This window comes from Acetobacterium wieringae, from assembly GCF_001766835.1.
GTDB lineage: Bacteria > Bacillota > Clostridia > Eubacteriales > Eubacteriaceae > Acetobacterium > Acetobacterium wieringae.
In genome coordinates this window covers 175,027-198,181 of record NZ_LKEU01000033.1, presented here as the reverse complement: position 1 = coordinate 198,181, position 23,155 = coordinate 175,027, and the positions used below count along the sequence as shown (strand labels likewise).

General features: G+C 45.9%; 19 protein-coding genes and 2 riboswitches. Of the genes, 18 read left to right on the top strand and 1 reads right to left on the bottom strand.

Translation table 11 applies throughout. The annotated features are described in order from the left end of the window. Positions 1-46: 46 nt before the first annotated feature. Positions 47-1,339, bottom strand: coding sequence for a phosphomethylpyrimidine synthase ThiC (gene thiC, locus ACWI_RS12045; RefSeq protein ID WP_070371761.1), 1,293 nt, complete (start codon positions 1,337-1,339; stop codon positions 47-49). A 107-nt stretch (positions 1,340-1,446) separates the two neighbouring features. Beyond that, positions 1,447-1,543, bottom strand: a riboswitch (TPP riboswitch). 435 nt (positions 1,544-1,978) lie between these two features. On the opposite strand from thiC, the gene ACWI_RS12040 reads away from it, so the two are divergent. The 18 genes from ACWI_RS12040 to ACWI_RS19375 all read left to right on the top strand — a co-directional run bounded on the left by ACWI_RS12040 (position 1,979) and on the right by ACWI_RS19375 (position 23,122). Then, entirely contained in the window at positions 1,979-2,170 is a 192-nt protein-coding gene (locus ACWI_RS12040) for a hypothetical protein (RefSeq protein WP_070371684.1), read from the top strand. Beyond that, positions 2,167-4,461, top strand: coding sequence for an HD domain-containing phosphohydrolase (locus ACWI_RS12035; RefSeq protein WP_070371683.1), 2,295 nt, complete (start codon positions 2,167-2,169; stop codon positions 4,459-4,461). Before ACWI_RS12040 ends, ACWI_RS12035 begins: the two co-directional genes overlap by 4 nt. A 28-nt stretch (positions 4,462-4,489) precedes the next feature. Further along, positions 4,490-4,945 (top strand): redoxin domain-containing protein, encoded by a 456-nt coding sequence (locus ACWI_RS12030; RefSeq protein WP_070371682.1) that lies wholly within the window; start codon positions 4,490-4,492, stop codon positions 4,943-4,945. 154 nt (positions 4,946-5,099) lie between these two features. Further along, the gene (locus ACWI_RS12025; protein WP_070371681.1) at positions 5,100-6,599 is read left to right on the top strand and encodes a phytoene desaturase family protein; all 1,500 of its coding nucleotides are present in this window, start codon (positions 5,100-5,102) and stop codon (positions 6,597-6,599) included. Beyond that, positions 6,596-7,456: a phytoene/squalene synthase family protein gene (locus tag ACWI_RS12020; RefSeq protein ID WP_070371680.1), complete on the top strand. Its 861-nt coding sequence runs from the start codon at positions 6,596-6,598 to the stop codon at positions 7,454-7,456. The genes ACWI_RS12025 and ACWI_RS12020 overlap by 4 nt, the downstream gene beginning before the upstream one ends. 23 nt (positions 7,457-7,479) lie before the next feature. After that, a complete protein-coding gene (locus ACWI_RS12015) occupies positions 7,480-8,142 on the top strand; it encodes a diacylglycerol/polyprenol kinase family protein (RefSeq protein WP_070371679.1) in 663 nt (220 codons plus the stop codon). Positions 8,143-8,155: 13 nt separating this feature from the next. Further along, on the top strand, positions 8,156-9,010 hold the full coding sequence (locus tag ACWI_RS12010; RefSeq protein WP_070371678.1) for a DUF92 domain-containing protein: 855 nt from the start codon (positions 8,156-8,158) through the stop codon (positions 9,008-9,010). Between the two features lie 42 nt (positions 9,011-9,052). Continuing rightward, entirely contained in the window at positions 9,053-10,030 is a 978-nt protein-coding gene (locus tag ACWI_RS12005) for a tocopherol cyclase family protein (RefSeq protein ID WP_070371677.1), read from the top strand. Between the two features lie 87 nt (positions 10,031-10,117). Then, positions 10,118-10,293, top strand: a riboswitch (cobalamin riboswitch). A gap of 108 nt (positions 10,294-10,401) precedes the next feature. Further along, a complete protein-coding gene (locus ACWI_RS12000; protein WP_242871619.1) occupies positions 10,402-11,433 on the top strand; it encodes an alcohol dehydrogenase catalytic domain-containing protein in 1,032 nt (343 codons plus the stop codon). A gap of 74 nt (positions 11,434-11,507) precedes the next feature. After that, positions 11,508-12,620: an anthranilate phosphoribosyltransferase gene (trpD, locus tag ACWI_RS11995; protein WP_070371675.1), complete on the top strand. Its 1,113-nt coding sequence runs from the start codon at positions 11,508-11,510 to the stop codon at positions 12,618-12,620. A gap of 9 nt (positions 12,621-12,629) precedes the next feature. Further along, the gene (locus ACWI_RS11990; protein ID WP_070371674.1) at positions 12,630-12,836 is read left to right on the top strand and encodes a hypothetical protein; all 207 of its coding nucleotides are present in this window, start codon (positions 12,630-12,632) and stop codon (positions 12,834-12,836) included. 325 nt (positions 12,837-13,161) lie between these two features. Beyond that, positions 13,162-13,815 (top strand): 5'-nucleotidase, encoded by a 654-nt coding sequence (locus ACWI_RS11985; RefSeq protein WP_242871618.1) that lies wholly within the window; start codon positions 13,162-13,164, stop codon positions 13,813-13,815. Beyond that, entirely contained in the window at positions 13,769-14,068 is a 300-nt protein-coding gene (locus tag ACWI_RS19380; protein WP_423230203.1) for a 5'-nucleotidase, read from the top strand. The genes ACWI_RS11985 and ACWI_RS19380 overlap by 47 nt, the downstream gene beginning before the upstream one ends. Positions 14,069-14,078: 10 nt before the next feature. After that, complete coding sequence (locus ACWI_RS11980) at positions 14,079-15,092, top strand: PDDEXK nuclease domain-containing protein (RefSeq protein ID WP_070371673.1); 1,014 nt, start codon at positions 14,079-14,081, stop codon at positions 15,090-15,092. 28 nt (positions 15,093-15,120) lie between these two features. Next, positions 15,121-16,629: a TIGR02677 family protein gene (locus ACWI_RS11975; RefSeq protein ID WP_070371672.1), complete on the top strand. Its 1,509-nt coding sequence runs from the start codon at positions 15,121-15,123 to the stop codon at positions 16,627-16,629. Continuing rightward, entirely contained in the window at positions 16,626-17,771 is a 1,146-nt protein-coding gene (locus ACWI_RS11970; protein ID WP_070371671.1) for a TIGR02678 family protein, read from the top strand. Before ACWI_RS11975 ends, ACWI_RS11970 begins: the two co-directional genes overlap by 4 nt. Before the next feature lies 1 nt (position 17,772). Then, positions 17,773-21,861 (top strand): TIGR02680 family protein, encoded by a 4,089-nt coding sequence (locus tag ACWI_RS11965; RefSeq protein WP_070371670.1) that lies wholly within the window; start codon positions 17,773-17,775, stop codon positions 21,859-21,861. Further along, positions 21,848-23,122: a TIGR02679 domain-containing protein gene (locus ACWI_RS19375; RefSeq protein WP_084633659.1), complete on the top strand. Its 1,275-nt coding sequence runs from the start codon at positions 21,848-21,850 to the stop codon at positions 23,120-23,122. Before ACWI_RS11965 ends, ACWI_RS19375 begins: the two co-directional genes overlap by 14 nt. The last annotated feature ends 33 nt before the right edge of the window (positions 23,123-23,155 follow it).

Sequence of the window (23,155 nt, the reverse complement as noted above, 5' to 3'; positions counted from 1 at the left end):
AAGAAAAAAGATAAGCTAAAATTGATCAAAAAACGAATAAAGTTGATTAATTCTCAGCGTGCAGGGACACGGTTTGACCATCCAGAATCATATTGGTGGTGCGCACCGCACACATTTTCCCGCACATTGAGCAGCTATGTTTTTCTTCGGTGGGGGTGCTTTCATAATAAGCCTGGGCTTTTTCGCCATCAATGGCCAGCTCAAACATGGTTTCCCAGTCAATCTGGCGTCGGGCATCGGACATTATATTATCCCAGTCCCGGGCTTTGGGAACGCCCTTGGCAATGTCGGCGGCGTGAGCGGCAATCTTGGTAGCGATGATACCGTCCTTGACATCATTGATATCGGGCAGCCGTAAATGTTCGGCTGGCGTCACATAACAAAGAAAATCGGCGCCGTTAGCAGCAGCGATGGCACCGCCAATGGCGGCGGTAATATGATCATAGCCTGGAGCCACATCGGTGACCAGCGGACCGAGGACATAGAAGGGGGCATTGTGACACAGCCTTTTTTGAATAACCATATTGGCGGCAATCTCGTTGATGCCCATATGGCCCGGGCCTTCAACCATTACCTGAACGTCTTTAGCCCAGGCCCGTTTGGTCAGATGACCCAGTTCAATCAGTTCGCTGAGCTGGGAAGCATCAGAGCTGTCGTCAATACAGCCCGGGCGCAGGGCATCCCCCAAGCTGATGGTGACATCAAACTCCCGGAGGATTTCTAAAAACTCGTCGTAATATTCATAAAAGGGATTTTCGTTGCCGGTCATTTCCATCCAGGCAAAGATCAGTGAGCCACCCCGGGAGACAATATTGGTGCGTCGACCCGACCGCTTAAAGGCTTCCACCGCCCGCTTATTGATTCCGGCGTGGATGGTCATAAAGTCCACCCCTTCTTCGGCGTGGGCCCGAACCACCCGCATGAAATCCTGGGCGGTAATCGCCTGCAGATCTTTTTCCAGGTAGCCGATGGCATCATACATCGGAACCGTACCGATCATTGCCGGCGACAATTCAAGCAGTTGTTTTCTAAAGGTATTGGTTTTTCCATAATTACTTAAATCCATAATCGCTTCGGCCCCAAATTTCAGGGACAATTTGACCTTTTCAAGCTCCAGACTATAATCGTTACAATCCCCCGAGACCCCCAGATTGACATTGATTTTGGTTCTCAGACCAGTACCGATGCCTTCCGGCGACAGGGTGAGATGTCGGACATTGGCCGGGATGGCAACCTGGCCACAGGCGACCAAAGCCATCAGTTTGGTCACATCAAGGCCTTCTTTTTGGGCCACGGTTTTCATTTCCGGGGTGATAATCCCCTTTTTTGCCGCCTCCATTTGGGTTTGGTAATTTTTCACAAGCGTTTCCTTTCTGATTTAAAATCTGGGGTAATAAAAAAGTGCCTTCCACAATAGGAAAGCACCAACGGTACGTATTAGAAATTAAGCTAAAACGCCTTGCCTCCCTACGTTAGTATTAACTAACAGGTTCAAAGGGTCAGGTTTTAACCTTCTCAACAATAAGTCCCCCCGCAAAAAATATTTAATTGTCAGCATTATATCATGGAAAATGAAAATGTCAAGATGTAAGAGTCGATCGGGTTGGTTCGAAATAAGTGCCCCCAGGGGGACTATACCAACAGCACGGCCATAAGTGCATTTTTATCGGGTGTCCCCAAAGGCCTGTATATAGATCGGGGATCAGGTCAAAAATTGCAGTGGAATTTACAAATAAGGACTGTCATTTTTGTTTGATTATTGTTATGATAAGGTCAAGGATCGTTTATGTGATAAAAACGCTGGTATACTGATACAATCAGAAAACGACAATGATAAAGTTTGAATAATTGTCGAATGTATCAGAAAGAGATCAATGATTAACGGGAGAATTGATTTTGAACAAATCACCGTTGCTGATAAAATAAAAACGATTGACAAATAAAAACGGGTCATAGAAGAAGACCGAGATGGTGTCAGATGAAATTGAAATACAAAATAATAATAATCGCCCTTTGCAGTGCTGCAGTGCTTCTGGGGGTAACCTACGGAATTTTTTATTGGGTTTTTTACGGCTATGTTGATGAAGCCCAGAAAAATCAGATGAAGAACGATTTTGAAATGGTTGAGACGATTATTGACAACGAAAAAGAAGTTTTAACAGCATTTTGAAGGATTGGGCCTATTGGGATGATACCTATAATTTTATCAACGATCATAATCCGGATTATGTGACCGTCAATCTGAATGACGAGACCATGGAAAACCTTGATTTAAACATGATGCTCTTTGTCAACCAAAGCGGTGTGGTGGTTGGGGCTGACGATTATGACCTGACCGCAGAACAGACGGCGGCCCTGATTGAAAAAATTACCCGGAATAACTTTTATACCGGACTGTTGACGGATAATGCAGATGTCACAACACATTTGATGATGCTGGAAGGACAGGCCTATTTGATCGCCACCGGGCGGGTTAACAATTCCAATCATAATGCGGTCAGTAATGGTAGTCTGGTGATGGTCAGAACCTTTGATGACGAAATGACGGCTTACATTGAATCCTTAACAGGCGTCAATGTGGAATTGAGAGAAGCGGGAGCGGCGGCCACCATTCTCAAAAATCAAATTAGCAAAAGAGAGTTTGATGGCAAGCCCTATCTCACCGCCAGTCGACTCCTCACGGATGGCAGTGGCGAAGAAACCCTTGTCATGACGATTTCCCGGATTGAAGAAAACTATAGCTTTGTCAAGCACCAATTTAATCTCTTTATGGTCAGCTTTATTGTCTTATTGTTACTGGTGCTGGGTATAGATTATTTAATCGTGAATCGCTATTTTCTAAAAAGAATCGAAAAACTGATCGCCTTTACCAAAGAAGTGGGGATAAAACGGGATACCTCCCTATCGATCAGTATGGAAGGGCAGGACGAGCTTAAAACGCTGGCGGTTTCCACCAATCAGATGCTTCAGGAAATTGATCAGGCGAATCAGCAGATTAAAATGATGGATGAACGCTATCGTCTGATCATGGAAGCTACCAATGACGGGTATCTGGATGTCTGGCTGCAAAAAAAAGAAGCTTATATCAGCCCTGAGTGGAAACAGTTAATCGGCTACCAGGGGAAAGATGGCCGTCAGCTTTATGAGGATTATTTTTTAAAAATACATGGGGATTGCAAAAACCGGTTGGAAAGTAGCTTTATGGATATGCTCTGTGGTAAGGTAGACTACTTTGAGGGAGAATACCGGGTAATGTCGGAACATTATGGCGTGATCTGGGTTTCCCATCGTGGCAAGGTGGTTCAGCGTGATCAGAACAATGAGCCGATTCGTTTTATCAGTACCCTTTCGAATATCACCAGAAGAAAGATCAATGAAGAAGAAATTCTCTTTTTGAGTTATTCAGATCCCCTGACCCGGCTCAAAAACCGGGCTTACATGAAAAAACAGTTTGAGGTTCTCAGTCAGCAGCAAAATCCCCACTATTTTATTATCATGTGTGATATCAACGGTCTCAAGCTGACCAACGATGCCTTTGGCCATCAGGAGGGGGATCAGGTCATGGTGGCAGTGAGTAATGTGCTGCGGCGGATTTGTCGGCCCACCGATTTTATTTCCCGATGGCCAGGTGATGAGTTTGTCATTTTACTTAAGGACATCGATCAGGAAGGTGTCTGTCAGCTGATCCGGGAGATCACCGATGAAACGGATAAAATCCGGGAGTTTCACTTAAATGTCAGTTTAGCCATGGGTTATGCAGAAAGCAATGTGGATCTGAAAAGGCCGGAAGATGTGTTGAATCTGGCCGAAAATCGGATGTATCGTAATAAGCTGATGGAAAGCAGCAGTTCCCGGAATGCCACAATCCGATCGCTGGCCCGCACCCTCCATGAAAAAAGCACGGAGACTGAAGCGCATACCATGCGGATTACCCAGTTGAGTAAAGCCCTGGGCAGCCGTTTAAATCTCCGCAAGGATCAGCTGGACGAACTGGAGCTGTTATCGCTGCTCCATGATATCGGCAAAATCGGGATTCCGGAATATATTCTTGATAAACCGTCTAAACTTAGTAAAGAAGAATGGGAAATCATTAAAACCCATCCGGAAATCGGCTATCGGATTGCCAAGTCAACCCCCGCACTGGAACATATTGCCGAGGATATTCTGGCTCACCATGAAAAATATGATGGTAGCGGCTATCCCAATGGGCTAAAAGGGGAAACAATTCCCTACCTGGGTCGGATCATCAACGTGATTGATTCCTTTGATGTCATGACCCACAGCCGCAGTTATAAAAAGGCTAATGATCTGTCCTACGCCATCAGTGAGCTAAAAGGTTGTTCTGGCACTCAGTTTGACCCGGAAATCGTCAGAATCTTTCTTAACATGATCGCCGATGAAGGTTTACCGGTACAACTGGAAATCGCAGTGTCAAGCAATAATCAGGAAAATAAAAGTTAACCATAATAAATTTAAGGAGGAATCAGATATGACAGAGATCATTCAATTAGGGGCCATGGCGCCAGATTTTGCGTTGGTGGATCAAAATGGGGAGCTGGTCACCCTGAGTCAGTTTAAAGGGAAAAAGGTGCTTTTATCCTGGCATCCTTTGGCCTGGACCTCGGTATGCACCGATCAGATGCGTTCCCTTGATCGCAATGCCGATCGTTTTGCCGAAAAGAACACCGTGGTATTGGGTCTCAGTGTTGATCCCCAGCCATGCAAATCAGTATGGGCCCGGGCGTTATGTCTAAAACAGCTCAAGATCCTCTCGGATTTTAATCCCCTGGGGGCGGTTGCCCGGGCCTATGGGATCTTCAGCCCCGAACATGGCGCTTCCAAACGGGCCAATATCCTGATCAATGAAGTGGGGATGGTGATCTGGGTTAAAAAATATGAAATCCGAACCTTGCCGGATGTGGAAGAAGTATTGGGAAAACTATAATAAACCAGTCGCATTTTATATAGCGCTGAGTCCCCTGGATCGAAAAACTGTTTGGGAAAGGTTTCAGCCTGCCGATACCCTGGGTAACCAGGGTGTTTTTTGAATTGTTTCGGGTATAAAAACAAACAGATTTGAAATGAAGGGATGAGAAAGTATGAGCAGAAAGAAGATCATCGTCATCGGAGCTGGAGTCAGTGGCCTCGCCAGCGCCCTGCGGTTGTTAAATGAGGGTTTTGAAGTTGAGCTATATGAGAAAAATGACCAGGTCGGGGGACGGATGGGGGTCATTTCCGGAGAGGGTTTTACCTTTGATCTGGGCCCGACCATCTTGATGATGCCCCAGATATATAATGAAGTCTTTAGTGTTTGTGGCCGGAATCCGGCCGATTATCTCCAGATGGAACGGCTGGATCCCATTTACAAGGTATATTTTGGCGATGGCACCACCCATGAGGCGTCTTCAGAACTAAGCAGCTTGATTAAAACCCTGGAGTCGGTGGGTGAAGCAGAAACCCAGGGTTATCTGGCCTATCTGGCCGATGTCTATCAACGCTACCTGGTGGCCAAGGAACATTTTATTGAGCGTTCGTTCCGCAACGCCAGTGATTTTTATAATCCGAAAACCCTACTGGCGGGGCTGCGGCTGCGCACCTTTGACAATGCTTTTGACTCGGTCGGGAAGTTTGTCAAGGATCAAAAGCTCAAGGAACTGCTGAGCTTTCAGACCCTTTATATTGGCATCTCGCCCTTTAACGGGCCTTCGATCTATACGATCATTCCTATGATTGAACTGACCTATGGAGTCTGGTTTTTAAAAGGTGGAATGCGGGCCATGGCCCTGGCGATGGAAAAACTGTTTTTGGAAATGGGCGGTAAGCTGGTTCTTAATGCCCCGGTTGAGCGGATTAATTTTGATGGAAACCGGGCTCGTAGTGTCACCGTTGGGGGTCAGGAGCAAACCGCTGATGGGGTGGTTTGTTCGGCGGATTTTCCCTATGCCATGAAAGTCCTACTGCCAGATGATTTCAGACACAAAAAATATCAACCCACCAAGGTCGAGGCGCTGGACTATTCCTGTTCAGCCTACATGCTCTATCTGGGTCTCGACAAACGGGACTTTCCCGGCCTCAACGTTCACAATCTGGTTTTTTCACAGGATTTTAAAGGAAATCTTGACGATATTTTTGCCGGACGCTTTCCGGGGGATCCGTCCATCTATGTTTATGCACCGGCGCTACTGGATGAGAGCCTGGCCCCTCCGGGGCAACTGGGCCTTTATGTCCTGGTGCCGGTACCCAATTTAAAAGATGGCCCACTGGACTGGAACGATCAGCAGGTCGTGGCTGGCTACCGTCAACAGGCCATGGATAAAATTCGCCAGATCAAACCCCTGGCAGATTTTGAAGACCATATCATCTTTGAAAAAAACTATACCCCCCTTGATTTCCGGGATGACTTCAATGCTCTGTTCGGAGCGACCTTTGGGCTGCGGCCAACCCTTTTGCAGAGCAATTACTGGCGGCCTCAGCCCAAGGCGATGAAGTATCAAAACCTGTATTTTACCGGTTCCAGCGCCCATCCCGGGGCGGGTGTGCCGATTGTATTGACCTCGGCCAAGATTACCGTGGCCGAAGTGGTGAGGGATTTAAAATGATCGAAGAAGCGATTCAAAAGGATTTAAACTGGTGCGAAACCCTGATTCAAAATAATTCCAGCAGTTTTTATCGAGCCTTCCAAAAATTACCCCGAGAACAGGCCCAGGCGGTGTTTGCCATTTATGCCTTCTGCCGGATTGCCGATGACGCCATTGATGTCGATAACAATCCGGAGGTGGTTAAAGCGATGGCGGTCAAGCTGGCAGCTTTTGAGGCCGGAGAAACCCCGGATGAACCGATGTGGCGGGCATTGCGCTGGGCGTTTGACCATTTTCCGCTAAATATCCGACCTTTTCAGGAAATGCTGATTGGTCAGCTTCAGGATGTTGAATTTAAACAGCCGGAGACCTTTAATCATCTGCTTGACTATTGCTACCTGGTGGCGGGTACAGTAGGTTTAATGCTTTGTCCGCTGTTGGCGGAGCCGGTAACCATGGAAGCAGAGGCCTTGTCGGTGGAACTGGGGATTGCCATGCAGCTGACCAATATTTTGCGTGATGTGGGCACCGACTATCGCTTGCAGCGAATTTATCTGCCCGAGGATTTAATGAGCGCCTGGGGCGTTAGTCCCGAGGATTTGGCTGGACCGGAGCCAAGCTCGGAGTTGATCCAGCTATGGGAGTACCTTGCCACTGAAGCGGAAAGCCGCTATCAAAAAATCACAACAAATCTGGCGGTGTTTGATAAAAAAGCCCGGTTGCCAGTGTTGTTGTCGCTGCTTTATTACAGTAAAATTTTAAAACGGTGTCGGCAAGCCCGGTATCACTTATTGGATCGGCGGATTTATGTGCCCAAATGGGAAAAGGCCTTGCTCTATATTTCGGCCAACAAACAGCTGACATCTTTTGGGCAATAAGTGACAGAGAAGGGAGGCATAAAATGGAAAATATCTGGAATAATATTCTGGGAATCGTCGTTTCGTTTATCTATGTGTTTGGTGTGATTTTTCTGGCAAAATTTTTGGAGCGCTTCGGCAAGGAAGCCAGCCGCAAGGCGGTTCATATTCTGGTTTGTAACTGGTGGCTGCTGGCGATGGTCTTTTTTGACAGCCCCTTTTGGGCAGCGGTGGTACCGGCTTGTTTTGTGATCCTGAATTATCTGTCCTATCGTTTTCAGATCTTTTCGTCAATGGAACGGGGGGGCGGAAAGGGTGATTTGGGTACGGTCTACTATGCCATTTCACTATTGCTGCTGGCCCTGATTACCTTTGGGCCGCTTAATAACCTGGTGGTTGGCGGCGTGGGGATTCTGATTATGGGTTACGGCGATGGTCTGGCTGCCGTGGTGGGAACCCGGTGGCCAAAGTGGCCGTATCAAATCTTCGGTTCCGAAAAAACGTTGTCGGGCAGTCTGACCATGCTGGGCGCTTCGTTTCTGGTGACGACACTCCTGCTGGCAGCAACTGGTCAGCCTCAGGTACTGATCCCAGCCATTACCCTAGCGCTGCTGGCAACCGTGCTGGAAGCCGCAACCCCGTTGGGGCTCGATAATCTGACTGTGCCTCTGGTCAGTGCCGGAGCCTATTATTTTTTATTTGTCTGATTGGAGGTGCAAAGTGGAAAATTTAACACAGTATAGTCTGGCAGCTCAGACCGGATCGACCCTGGAACACGTGATATATATTTTTTTGTCGCTGGCGGTTTCTGTTTTTGCCTTAAGGCGCAATGCCTTAACCCTATCGGCGGCGCTGGGAGCCTTCTTTCTGGCCGTCAGCCTTTACCTGGCCGGAGGGACGCTGTTTTTAATGTTACTGATGGTATTTTTTTTCAGCTCCACCTTTTTATCGCATTTCAAAGCCAGCTTGAAAGATCCCATTGAGGTTCGGATGCATGCCAAGTCCGGCCCCCGGGATCTGGTTCAAGTGGGCGCCAATGGTGGGGCCGCACTGATTATGGCGATTCCCTTTGCCTTATCGCAAAACCCCGCCTATCTGGTGGCAGTGGCGGCATCCTTTGCGGCCTGCAATGCCGATACCTGGGCTTCGGAAATCGGGATTCTCAGTAAGAAGGCCCCGGTTTCGTTACTTACCTTAAAACCGGTCAGCCCCGGACTTTCCGGGGGAGTCAGTCCGCTGGGTTTTTTGGCTTCGCTGGGTGGGTCGGCCGTGGTAGCCTTGACCTATGGTCTTTACCAGTTGGCGGCAGGCAACAGTGGGGTGCTTTTATTAATGCAAATCCTGATGATTACCTTTGGCGGGCTACTGGGATCAGTACTGGATAGCTTTATGGGTGCTGCTTTCCAGGCCAAATATATCAGCCATGAAACCGGTGAGCTGACCGAAAAACCGGTGGATAATAATAAGCCCAATCAGCTTTATAGTGGGCTGGCCTTTGTCAACAATGACTTTGTTAATTTTGCCAGTTCATTGCTGGCCGCCAGCCTGGTACTGCTTTTTGTCCAGCTGCAGTAACGGCCGGGATGGGGCAATCGTTTTGAGGAAAGGAAAAGATTGATGATTAAGCAGGCTTATTTTCAGGGAAAAAACAAAAAACGCCGCTATTTTGAAGGCTGGTATTTTAAATGTATCAGCGCCGATCGCAAACATGCCATTGCCATTATTCCGGGAATGGCCATCGATCCCCAGGGGAACCGGCAGGCTTTTATCCAGGTCATCAATGCTGTCACCGGAAAAACCTGGTATCATCATTTTCCCTATCCCGAGTTCAATGCCAAAACGGATCGGTTTGATGTGGAAATTGAGAATAATAGTTTTAACGCCCAGGGGTTATCGCTAAATGTCGGAACGGCGGAAGGCAGTATCAAAGGGCGGTTGACCTTTCACAATAGCCATCCCTTTCCCAAGGGTTTAAGGCACCCGGGGATCATGGGGCCCTTTGGTATACTGCCCTTTATGGAATGCTACCACGCTATTATCCATTTATATCATGAAATAAAGGGTGATATTGAGCTGGATGGCGAGATTCTCGATTTTAATGGTGGGGTCGGTTATATTGAAAAAGATTATGGTCGATCTTTTCCCAAAACCTATCTCTGGCTTCAGGCCAGTCATTTTGATGGGGGAAATGCATCATTTGTCTTTTCACGGGCGAATATTCCTTTTTTAGGGATGGCGTTTCCCGGTTTCTTTGCTTACTTCACTGATTTTAACGGGATTACCCGGCGTTTTGCTACCTATAATTTTTCCCGGCTGGAGAAATGGGAAGTTGATACCACAAAGGGAACCTGCGCTGGGGAACTTGAAGGTCCGAATGGGGCCCTCGCTTTTAAAGCGCAGATGGCCAGTGGCGGTCGGCTGCGGGCACCGGTGGATGGACTGATGGATCGCGAGATTGTCGAGAGTATTACGGCCAAGGTTTGGCTGCGTTTAACAAACAATCAGGGCGATGTCATCTTTGAGAGCATCAGCAGCGATGCGGGGATGGAGATCTGTCTGGAGGAAGGGGTTGCAGTGAAGCAAGAATCCGAATAAATAAAACCCATTGTCAGGCAGAATCATTTATTGAAGTTGCCAAAAAGGTGTTTTATTGGGGATTGCAATTATGATATAATAAGTCAAATTAAATAATCATTTTCAGGTGCCCCTCGGGGAGAATAGGAAAATAAGTGAGAAGCTTATACGGGCCCGCCGCTGTAAATTGGGAATTTCTGTCAAGATGCCACTGTTTAAAAAATGGGAAGGCGACAGCGATGAGGATCATGAGTCAGAAGACCTGCCGGAGAATTAGATGATGAGAGATGTGGAAAGTCTACGCTTTGTTGGCGTGGCTTTTTTTTGTTTTAAATAGGCTTAGATAGCGATTATAAGCAGCAAAAGAATAAGGGAGGGACGAATTGAAAGCAGTGGTATTGGAAAGACCGGGAGAATTGGTGATAAGAGACCAGGACATGCCGGTATGTGGAGATCACGAGATTCTGGTGCAGGTCAGAGCCTGCAATATTTGCCGAACTGATTTAAAATGTGCCACCATGGGGCAAAGGGATCTGGTTTACCCTCGGGTATTGGGACATGAAATTGCCGGCGAGATCATTGCCAGAGGCAAAAATGTAAATGGTTATCCGGTAGGTCAACGGGTGTCTATTCATCCGGGGATTTCCTGTGGGGTTTGCGACTATTGTAAAAGTGGTCAGGATAATCTTTGTGATCAGATTAAGATTATGGGCTTTAATTTTGATGGTGGTTTTCAGGAAGTGATCAAAATTGATAAGCAGGCGATCAAATCCAAGATTGTCAATCTGATTCGGAATGATGATCTGGCTTATGAAGAAATATCGTTTATTGAACCACTGGCCTGTTGTGTCAACATTCAGGATCGCCTTCAGTTGAACCGGAAAGCGGCGCTGGTCATTATCGGTGGCGGCCGTTTGGGCCTGCTTAACCTATTTGTGGCGAAAGCGGAAGGAATCCAAAATGTGATCCTGATCGAAGCCAATGAAGAGCGTCGTAACCGTGGCAAAGCCTTGGGATTTGATGCCGTTTTTAGCGGCGATGAGCCAGATCTGCTCGATCAGTTAAAGCAATGCAGCAATGGTCATGGAGTCGACGGAGTAATCCCCTGCTGTCCAGGGCCAGAGGCCTTTGATCTGGCCCTGGAAATCCTCAGAAAACAGGGAACGCTCGGTTATTTCAGTGGACTAAGCCGCAATGAAGACTTCCAACTGGACATCAACCGGATTCACTACAAGGAAATTACCGTAGTCGGATCTTATGGCTGCAGTGTTAAGCATAGTCAAAAGGCCAAAACCCTGCTTGAATCAAGAAAAATTGATGTCCGGCCACTTATTTCTCATCGGGTCAAACTGGAAGAACTGGAACGGGGAATGGACTATATTAGAAACAGCGATGGTTATTCAACCATTGTGGTGATGAAGTGATGGCCGTCTGTCAAAGTGAGATCGAAGCAGTAGTGAATTAATAAATAAGAAAGAAAAATTAAAGGAGCAATTAAATGGAAAAAACAATCAGCATGAAAGATTATGGTCAGGTGATTACCCAGCTGATCAATAAGGAAAACCTGTCAAAAGATGATTCCAAAGAAATGTTCATGGAAATATTAAGTGATAAGCAAACAGCCATGCAACAGGGCGCTTTTTTAGCGGCCCTCAGTGCGAAAGGGGCAACCCCGGCAGAAGTGGCCGGAAGTTTTGAAGCGATTTATGAAGTGGATACCTTTAAGGTGGAACCGGTCACTGAGTTTCCGATTGTGGATAACTGCGGCACCGGGATGGATAGTTTTAAAACCTTCAATATCAGCACCGTGGCATCGATTATTGCCGCCGCCGCCGGAATCCCCATGGCTAAACACGGTTCCCGGGCCTTGACCTCGGTCTGTGGTACCATCGATGTGCTGGAAGCCCTGGGTATCGATATGGATTCTAATGTCGATCTGGTTAAAGAAAGCATCGAAAAGGCCGGGATTGGTATTTTTAATGGGATGAGCCCGGAGGTTCATCCGGTAGCTTTGGGGCGGGTTTTATCGCAAATTTCATTTGGCAGTGTGCTGAATATTTCGGCATCGCTGGCAAACCCGGCGCTGCCGCAATATGGGGTCAGAGGGGTCTACTCCAAAGAAATGCTGGATTTTGTGCCCCAGATCATGGCGGAGATCGGTTATAAACGGGCCATTGTGGTTTTTGGCGAGGTTGGCGACCAGGCCATTGATGAGGCTTCAACCCTCGGTACTACCCATATTGCTGAGCTGAAAGAAGATGGTAGTGTGGAAAAATATACATTTAATCCACAAGATATGTTGATAACTCCTGGAATTGTGGATGAAATCCGCACCTTTAATTCGGTTGAAGAATCGGCGCTATGTATTGTCCGATTGTTAAAAGGCAAAGAAACCAAGACCCGGGAAGATATTGTTGCCTTAAATGCCGGACTGATTCTGTATTTACGGGACAAGGCGCCCAGTATTCGGGAAGGTTATGAAATGGCCCTGGAACTGATTCATAATGGGGCGGCCTGGGAAAAACTCAAGACCTGGGTCAACTATCAGAATCGTGATGGTGTTAAGGGCCTGAAGATTTTGTCAGCGCTTGAAAAAAAGGTTCAGGGTTAGGCAGCGTTGATGATTCTTTATGCGTTAAAAGCGGCCGAAGGTTATCTGAAAATGGCTGAAAATGGCGGATTTACCCTGGTTGGCATCAACAAGGCCAGCGTTTATCCGGAGAACGGACTAAATCAATTGATCGCCACAAAAAATGACCTGGGTGATGAACTGACCGAGCTTCGGATTGTCAAGTTGACCCTGGAGGAAACTGATTTTTTTGCTTGAATGGTCGCTAAATCAGTAAAGTTATATTTACGGATTTCGATATCAATGGTATGATAAAAACAGAATAAATGGGTGACACCATAAAATTAAAAGAACCTTTTTCTTCGAAAAAGGTTCTTTTAATATCTGAAAAATTTCTGGAACGTTGACCCTTGCTGAAGTTATCCAGGGATATCGATTGTGGATAACTTTTAACCGGGTGTCCGGCTGATGGGGAAAAAATGGCTTATTTATCCACATTATACCGGATTTCCCGGGATAATGTGGATAAGTTGTGTGAATAAGGTTAAATTATCGATAAGATTGGGAAAGAAGGGGGAAAAGGATGCATAAATTTGAAAATTGTCTGGTAGTGGGAATCTCTTCCCGGGCGCTTTTTGATCTGGAGGAAGAAAATCGGATCTTTGATGAAGCAGGGGTGGACGCGTACACAAAATATCAGATTGAACATGAAAACGATATTTTAAAGCCGGGTACCGGTTTTGCTCTGATTAAGGCGCTGCTGAAGCTTAATGAAATCGGTTCGGAAGAGCGAAAAACCGAAATCATCGTGATGTCCCGCAATAATGCTGACAGCAGTTTGCGGATTTTTAACTCAATCAGGCATTACCAATTGGATATCACCCGGGCGGCACTGGTTAGCGGGGCCATGCTGGCGCCCTATCTGGAAGCCTTTAATACCGATCTTTTTCTTTCGGCCAATGAGGAGGATGTTCAGGAAGCCATTAATGCTGGAGTCGCTGCGGGGATTATTTATACCCAACACTTGACCTATAACGAAATAAAAGAAATCGATCAGATCCGGATCGCCTTTGATGGCGATGCGGTGCTTTTCTCGGATGAGTCCGAGCGGATCTATAAAAGCCAGGGCATTGAGGCCTTTCAGGCCAATGAAACCAAAAATGCCCGCAAACCTCTGCCCGAAGGGCCCTTTGCCCGATTTTTTAAAAACCCTGTCAGCGATTCAGAAAGCCTTTGATAAAAACCGGGCTCCCATCCGCACCGCCTTGGTCACCGCCAGAAATGCGCCGGCTCACGAGCGGGTGATTCGAACCCTACGGGCCTGGGATGTGCGGATCGATGAAGCCTTTTTCCTCGGCGGTATGAGCAAACAGGAAGTGCTCAAGGCCTTTGGGGCCCATATCTATTTTGATGACCAGGCCATCCACACCGATGCGACGGCAGAATTTGTGCCATCGGCCCGGGTGCCGTATAAGAATAATGAGGAATAGGAATAATAAAATGGAACCATTAGTTAACGCCAAGTTATATGAAAACATCCGGATCACTGTCGCCGAGGCCCAGAAAAAAGTTTACGCCACGGTGAATTTTGTCATGGTCGAAACCTATTGGAATATTGGCAGGCAGATTTATGAAGCCCAGGGAGAAAATGACCGGGCGGAGTATGGCACCGGATTGTTAAAAGAATTGTTGGTAAAGCTGACAGCTGAGTTTGGTAAAGGGTTTGAAGCATCAAACCTCAGAAGGATGAGGCAGTTTTATTTGGTGTTTCAGAAACGTGACGCACTGCGCCACGAATTAAGCTGGACCCATTATCGAATGCTGTTGAAGGTCGAAAATGAAAAGGCCCGGGAGTTTTATCTGGATGAATGTGCAAAATCCGGTTGGAGCACCCGGCAATTGGAACGCCAAATCAATTCCTTCTACTATGAGCGGCTTCTTTCCAGCCAGGATCAGGATAGGGTCCGAAAGGAAATTCAAAGACTTGAACCGGGCGTGGGCACGAAAGATATTATCAGAGATCCTTATGTTCTTGAATTTCTGGGACTTGAACAAACCTCAAATCTTTACGAAAAAGATTTGGAACAAGGATTAATCAATCACTTACAAAAATTTCTGCTGGAACTGGGACGGGGGTTTTCCTTTGTCGCTCGACAAAAACGCATTTCTTTTGATGGTGAGCATTACTATATTGATCTGGTCTTCTATAATTATATATTAAAGTGCTTTGTGATTATCGACTTAAAAGTTGGTAAACTCACCCATCAGGATATTGGTCAGATGCAGATGTACGTCAATTATTACACCAGAGAGATGAGAAACGAAGGCGATAATCTTCCCATCGGCATTATCTTGTGTGCAGATAAAAGTGAGTCAGTTGTTAAGTATACACTGCCGGAAAATAATAATCAGATTTTCACCTCAAAATACAAGCTGTATATGCCCACCGAGGAAGAACTGAAACAGGAGCTGGAGAAGGAACAGCAGTTGCTGGAAATTGAAAAGAACTTATAAATAATCAAGAAAAGAATAGGTACAATTGATGAAGTTTGAAGTAACCGGAAAATTAACCAGACAAATTGATGAGATGCGGTATCTGACCGTGGAAAACGCCTGGCGATATCGCAGTATTCTGCGCTATTTTTACATCCAATACGAAAAAATGAAGTATTGGTTATATAAGGAAGACGTTTATGAGGCTTTGAAGGAAAACGAGGAATTTAAAGAATATACTATGGAAATGTGTAAGCAGGATCTGGATGCTTTGCTGTTATGGAAAAACCTATCAGCGATTCAGGATACTGCCAAGGTTTCCACCGTGGAGGAATTCAAGAATAAGCAGTTTCGCTATCAGCTTTCCGAATACAGTGTGGAAATTGAACGACTGACAATTCGGCTGGAAAATCTCTTTGTAGAAACCGCATCGCTGGAACCGACCCTGCTGGAACGGCTCCGGGAAGAGCTCAAAAAACTGTCCCAGATGGCAAAACAGGGTGAAAAGGAAGTGGGGAGCTGGTGGAGCAGTCTCAACAGTGATTTTAAACGGCTCAACCAGAACTATCAGGATTATATCCGCGATCTCTATTCCATCAAAGCTGAGGAAATGATGAAAACCCGGGAGTTTATGATATTTAAGGATAAATTTATCGAATATCTGCGGGATTTTGTCAAAGGTCTGCAAAACCATGCCAATGCCATTGAACATATCTTAAGGAACCTGGCGTTTGAAGATATCGATGCGGTGCTTGAAAAAGCCATCGCCTATGAGGTATCGATTCCCAGAATTGATACCGAGCTTGATCAAGTGGGAATTAAAGAGAATATTTATGGACGTTGGGACAGCCTCAATGCCTGGTTTTTGGGGTCGAAGGGAAATGAGAGTGAGGCGGCCAAACTGATGGATATTACCAACGATATTATCAGAAAGATCACCCGCTACGCCGCCCAAATTTCGGAAAGCCGAAACAGTGCAATTAACCGGAAGGAAGAATACCGCAAACTGGCAGAACTATTTGATCAGTGTCGGGATATCAAAGAGGCTCATAAGCTATCGAGCTTAGCCTTTGGCATTTTCAATATGAAGCATCTCAAGTCCGACCATTTCAGGGAGACTGAGAGCATCAACAGTCATGTCTTTGAAGAAACACCCGGAACCGCAATGTTAAAGCCTCGGGTTCGGGGGTATCAGGAAAAGGCTGAGCGGACGCCCATTCGCAGCAATAAAGACAAAAAAGAAGCGATGATGAAGCGGATCCAATTGGAACGACAGATCGAGGAAAAGACTATGGAAAACTATGTAATTGATCACTGCATCGATTTTAAGACGCTGCCGGTGATTGAACAGCACGTCCGAACGACGCTGTTAAAATGGCTGAGCAAGGGTATTTCCGGATCCGATAAAAAAGGCAAAACCGAGGATGGCCGGGTTTATCAGGTGGAATTGCCAACTGAGCGAAATAAGCGCTGTGTTTTGCGGTGTGAGGATGGCAATCTGGAAATGCCGGCCTATCTAATCCGTTTTTTGGATAGCAAAGAAGAGGTTCAAAGATGAAAGAACTGGAACTGCTGCTGGATCACTACTGGGTGGTAAAAGATGATGACAAGGATGTGTTTTATCGGGTAAAGGACAGCATTCCCGAATTTAAAAGCTTTCTCAATGAGAAACTGGGCTATGGAATTATCATCAATCAGCATTTGATCAAGCTGGAAAAAATCCCCGGTTCCGCCGAGAGTTTTATGGGAATTCAGGAATTCAATCATCCCAGGGAATATGTGCTGCTATGTCTGCTGCTAATGTTTCTGGAAGACCGTTCCCGGGATGAGCAGTTTGTCCTCTCAGAAATTACCGAATTCATCGCCGGAAATAATATCGGAAAAGAAAAAATCGACTGGACCCAGTACAGCCACCGCAAGCATTTTATCAAGGTATTACGTTTTGCCCAGACCCTGGGATTGATGAAGGTCAATGATGGCGATGATCAGAAATTTGCTTATCATGACGATGCTGAGGTTTTATATGAAAGCACTGGTTTATCCCGGTATTTTGTCCGTCATTTTACTGCAGATATAATGGATTTTGCCAATTATCAGGATATGGAAAATGCCGAATGGGGGGATCTGAATGCCGATCGGGGTGTCATCCGACGGCAGCGGGTTTACCGCAAGCTGCTGATGGAACCGGTGGTTTACTCCCAGGGGACGGAGGATGTGGATTATGACTATATTAAAAAACAACGGGGTCTGATGGAAGCGGATTTTTCAAAATATCTGGAATATTCTCTCCATGTCCATAAGAACGGCGCCATGCTGGTGGTACCGGCCGAAAAAAATATCCAGGATGGCTTTCCGAATACTAAAGCGATTTGCGATATCACCCTGCTGTTTGTGGCTCAGATTCGGGAGTCGCTTTCCGAAAAAAAGCTGCAGATCAATCCGGCTGGCGGTATAACGCTGTCCCGGGTGGCCTTTGATGAGCAGGTAGCGGTGTTAAAAGAAAAAACGGGAAACAATTGGAGCAAGGAATTCCGGGAAATGTCACCAGTCGGACTGGCTGAAAAACTGGTGGCCTATCTGGAAGAATTCAAAATGTTACGGCAGCTTTATGACGGCCGGGAAGTCGAGATCCTGCCGCTGGCGGGAAAACTCATGGGGAGTTATCCAGAAGCGGTGACAAAAGGAAGTGGGGAGAATTAAGATGCAGGACAATCGATGGGTAATGAACCGGGCTGGTTTGGTTAACTTCTGGTATTATGATGAAGAAACCTTTGATTTTTCCCAGGGGCGGCTACTATTGCGGGGCTCTAATGGCTCGGGAAAATCAGTGACAATGCAGAGCTTTATTCCGCTGCTGCTGGATGGTAATAAAAGTCCGGAGCGGCTGGATCCCTTTGGTTCAAAGGCTCGAAAAATTGAGAACTACATTCTGGGGGATGATGAAAATGGAAAGGATGAATCCATCGGCTATCTTTTTATGGAATTTAAAAAGAAGCACTCCAACAATACTGTCACGATTGGAATGGGGTTTAAGGCAAACCGGGGAAAGCCCCTGAAATCCTGGGGTTTTTCCATTACTGACGGCCGTCGGATTGGTGAAGATTTCTTTTTATATAAACAAATGGGTGAGAAGATACCGCTGACCATGAAAGAGCTGGAAAACCGGATCGGAGCCGGTGGCCAGGTGGTGGAGGGTCAAAAAAACTATATGAAGCTGGTGAACGATCTGGTTTTTGGATTTGATGATCTGGACGAATATGATGAGCTGGTAAAATTACTGGTTCAGCTCCGCAGTCCCAAGCTATCCAAGGACTTCAAACCAACAGTGATCTATGAGATCATGGAAAATTCACTACAGCCGCTGTCAGAGGACGATCTCCGACCAATGTCCGAGGCCATTGAAAACATGGATAACATCAAAAGTCGTCTGGAAGTTTTAAAGGAATGCAAGAGCGCCGCCGATCGGATCCGCCAGGCCTTTGACCGCTATAATCATTTTATTGTGCTGGATAAGGCCAAACAGTTTCATGACCAGCACCTTCGTTTGGAACAGGAAAAGAATCTAAAACTTAAAAAAACCCGAGAGATCAATCAGGCGGGAAAAGCAATTACCAGTCTGCAAGAAAAAATCAGCAGTCTGAAAATTTTGCTTCAGACCCAGCAGGAAAAAAAGCTGGAACTGGAAAACCATGACAGCGTGAAAATCCGGGAAAAGATCATTCAAACTGAAAAAGAAGTCGAGGAACTGTCCACAAAGCGGTCTGAAAAGGATAAGCAGCACGAAACAAAAAGGCAGCAGGAGCGGGATCTGGACAATCAGGTAGCCAGTTGCCGACAGGAAATTGAAGCCGGAGAAAGCAGCATCATCAATCAGCTGGCAGAGATGGATGGTTTGGCAGAAGCCTTTGCCTTTGATGAACATGATTTCATGCGGGACGAAGTCAAAAAAGATATCACCGAGCCTTTTGATTTCGGCTATGTTACGACCACCTTGAAAAATCATACCCAGACCATCAGTCGGGCGGTTAAAGCGCTGGAAAAGGAAAAACAGATGTCGGAAGTGTATGACAAACTGTTGATGGAGCTGGATGAACTCAAAAAAGAATTGGGTGCGAAAGAACGCCTGCTGGAACAGGCGAACCGCCAGTTAACAGAAATTCAGGATGAATGTCTGGAAAAGCTGTATCAATACAATCAGAATAATCAGGAATATATTATTTCAGCCGATGGTTTAACGCAGCTCTCCCGGGAAATTCGGCAATTTGGCCCGGAAAGCAATTTTAACGACATCGCCCAGATTTTTCAAAAAGAGCTGATTGGTCTAGAACAGGTAAAACGGAATCAGCTCTACCAGGAACAATCCGAATGGGCAAAAATAGACCAGCAAAAAACCGAGAAAGAAGCCGAAATTGATGTCTGGAAAAAGATGAAAGACCCGGAACCCTTCCGCACAGAAAAAGTAAAGAACAACCGAAAAAAACTGGTGGAGTTGGGTATTCCTCATCTGCCGTTGTACAAGGCGCTGGATTATGTGAAAGGGGTAGACAGTTCGACTCAGGCGGCCATTGAAGAAGCTTTAGCCGATATGGGAATCCTGGATGCTCTGATCATCCCCACGGCTTATCGCGAAAAACTGGCATCAATGCCGGAGCTGACCGGGGATAAGTACCTTTATCCAGCCCCCCAGTTTATGGTACACAGCATCAATCAATATCTGAAGGTGGAGCCGTCACTTACCGAGATTGGGCCGGAAGAGGTGGCAAACGTATTGACCAGTATTCTCATTGATGAAAACCATCATACCCACTTAGATGAAAAGGGTCATTATCGTTTGGGAATTTTAAGAGGAAGGGCCAGTGGTCTGGAAACACCCAAATTCATTGGTTCCTCGGCTAGAAAAAAGTATCGTGAAGAAATTCAGAAGACGCTGGAAGCGGAATTGGCAGCCATTATGGTTCGTCTGGCAGCAAGCAGTGAAGCGCTGGCTAAAATTAATCAGGAAATTGAAACCTTGAAGCGGGAGTTTTCCGAAGGTCTCCATCCGGAGGATCTGGTTACGGCGGCTAAGGTGGTTAAACAGGCTGTTTTTGACTACGAGATGGCTTTAAAAACAGCGGAAAAGAAGACCGCTGAAGAAAAAATCTTGTTTGATGCGGTCAAAAAAATAAAGCAAGAGGTTTTTCAGATCACCCGTAGAATCACCCTGCCTTTGAATCTGGAAGCCTATGGCGAAGCCGAAGCTTCGGCTTTGGCCTATCGTGATGAGCTTCATGGTCTGGAAAAGCAAAAGCTGCAATTAAATTATAGTCTCGACAGCTTAAGGGTGGCAGAAAATCGGTATCAGGAAGTTTTGCAGGAAATTGATGATGTGCTGTATGAGATCAATGGCATCAACACTCGGCGGGCTACCATGGAAATGATGCTGACGAATCTTAATGAGCAATTAAAACTCACCGATTATGAGGCCATTAAGTCCGAACTGGAACAATGTCTGACAGCATTAAAGGAACTCCCAATCGAAAAAGAAGACGCCGCTATCCAGCTGGAAAGAGAAAAAATGGGCGTTAAGCATCTGACCAGAGAGCTTTGCGATCTGGAGCAGGTACTTAGACAGCATGAGCAAATCGACTTAATTATGGAAGCGGCCTTTAAAGAAGAGCTTGATCTGGGCTATGTGGTCAAATCGCCGGAAGGCGATCTGTTTGGGATCGCCGTGAAGATGCTTAATAAAAATCCGGTTGCCGACAAACAAAGCAAAGAGCAGGCTACTCGCAAAATCGTGGAAAATTTAAATATCAATAGCCAATACCTCCGGGATTATTCGCTGAACAGTCAATATATTTTTGAAAAAGAATGGTATGACGAAGAAGCGGAGGCGGTAAAAAAAGCCCATGAGATCAGAAGTCGGCTGAACATCACGGCGAAAGTCGCCGGGATGGTGGTCAATTTCTATGATTTATCTGAATATTTGAAAGATAGTCTGGAGGAAACTGAAAAGCTTCTGAAAGAAAGTGACCGGGAACTATTTGAAGACATTCTGGTTAAGAATATCAGCAAAAAAATCAGTGCCCGGATTTTCCACAGTGAAAAATGGGTCGATAACATGAATCAGTTGATGGAAAAAATGGACACCTCGATGGGGCTCAGTTTTAGCCTCAAATGGTCCAGTAAAAAAGCTGAAACGGAAGAACAGCTGGATACCAAAAAGCTGGTCAACCTGCTAAAAATGGATGGCAATCTGTTAAGGGATGAAGATCTTAATGCCCTTTCCGAACATTTCCGATCAAAAATTGCGCTGGCTCGACGAGCCCTGGAAGAGAAGGAGGTCAATCTGACCTTCCATGCGATTATGAAGGACATTCTGGACTATCGAAAATGGTTTGAATTTAAACTGTTCTTTAAAAAAACCGGGCAGCTCAGTAAGGAACTGACCAATAACGGCTTCTTTAAATTCAGCGGCGGTGAAAAAGCGATGGCGATGTATGTACCCTTATTTTCGGCCGTCAACGCCCGGTATGAGGCCGCCAGCAAAGAAAGTGCCCGGATTCTTTCTCTTGATGAGGCCTTTGCCGGGGTCGATGAGCAAAATATCCGGGATATGTTCCGGCTGCTCAATGAACTGGATCTCAGCTATATCATCAATTCCCAAATCCTTTGGGGCGATTATGACACCGTTGATGCGCTGGCGATCAGTGAGTTGATCCGGCCGGATAACGCCGATTTCGTCACCGTGCTGCGTTATCACTGGAATGGTAAGGTACGAAAACTGGTGATCGATGATGCTTCATGAGTTTGTTGTCTATCTCAAAGCCAATCCCGGTTATGATCGGATTATGAAACAGATCCGTGAAAAATACCAATCCCTTGGACATCTGGGTGGCACCATCCGATTGGATAAAATAACCAGTGACGAACGGGAGGTGCTAAGAAGTTTGTTTAAAAAGAATTATCTTCAGAAAAGTGCTGCATTTTCGGTGGAAAAATTTATCAGGGCCTTTGAAGAGACAAAATATCAAGGGGCAGATTTTGAAGAAGTGCTGACCTGCTATTTTGGTGAAAAGCTGAGCTGGAAAAAAGATTTAAGAAGCCAATATGCTGACGAAAGAAGCTGCTTTTTTCAGGAAATCATAGAAGCCTTTAATGAATCACCGGCGGCGTTGTGGTTAGCAGCTGTTTTGAAAAACAAAAACAATGCCTATGCAATTCTTAATTTGAAATATAACGAAAATCCGGAGGATTTAAAGAGACTCCTGATACAGGTTGGCCAAGGCTTGAATCAGTGTGTGGTAGAACCGGAAAAGATTCGGCTGGCTCTCTTTGCCTCGCAAATTACCAAAGATCCCCATGCCTTCGATATGAATCGGGATAGTGGTCGCTTGCTGCTTTACGCCTTAGCAAGTTATTATCAACTTGATTATCCCAAAAATGCGCAAGCCCAGATGGAACTTTTATACCGGGCCGGTCTTATTTATGATGAGGTTTCCAATTATACCATTGGTCGAGGAATAAGGGCTTTTGTAGGGGATAAAATCCATTTGGGCTGGGCGGGTTTTGCTGAAGCTGGTGAACCACTGCATATTTCGCTGTGGAATATCAGCAAGATCGACCGGGTCAGCTGCTTCAAGAAGCGGATCTTTGTTTTTGAAAACCCGACCGTATTTAGTGAAATTGCCGGGATTCTGGAAGATCGACCCGGCTCGCTAATTTGTTCGACGGGTAACGTCAAGGTAGCCACTTTATTGCTGCTGGATAAAATTGTTCAAGGGGGCGGTGAGATTTATTACAGTGGTGATTTTGACCCGGAAGGGTTGCTTATTGCCGATAAGCTTAAAAAAAGATACGGTTCTAAATTAATCTTATGGCATTTTACCCCGGAAGCTTATCAAAAGATCCAGTCCAAAAAGATGATCTCGGCAGCCCGCTTGAAAAAGCTGGACAGCATTGAATCACCGGAATTAAAAAAGCTGGCTGAAGTGATAAAAAAATCCGGTTACAGTGGTTATCAGGAAATGCTGGTGGATCAATATCGCAACGATATTGAAATACTTTGAGGTGTCGAAAAGAATGAATGCGTCAATTTATCA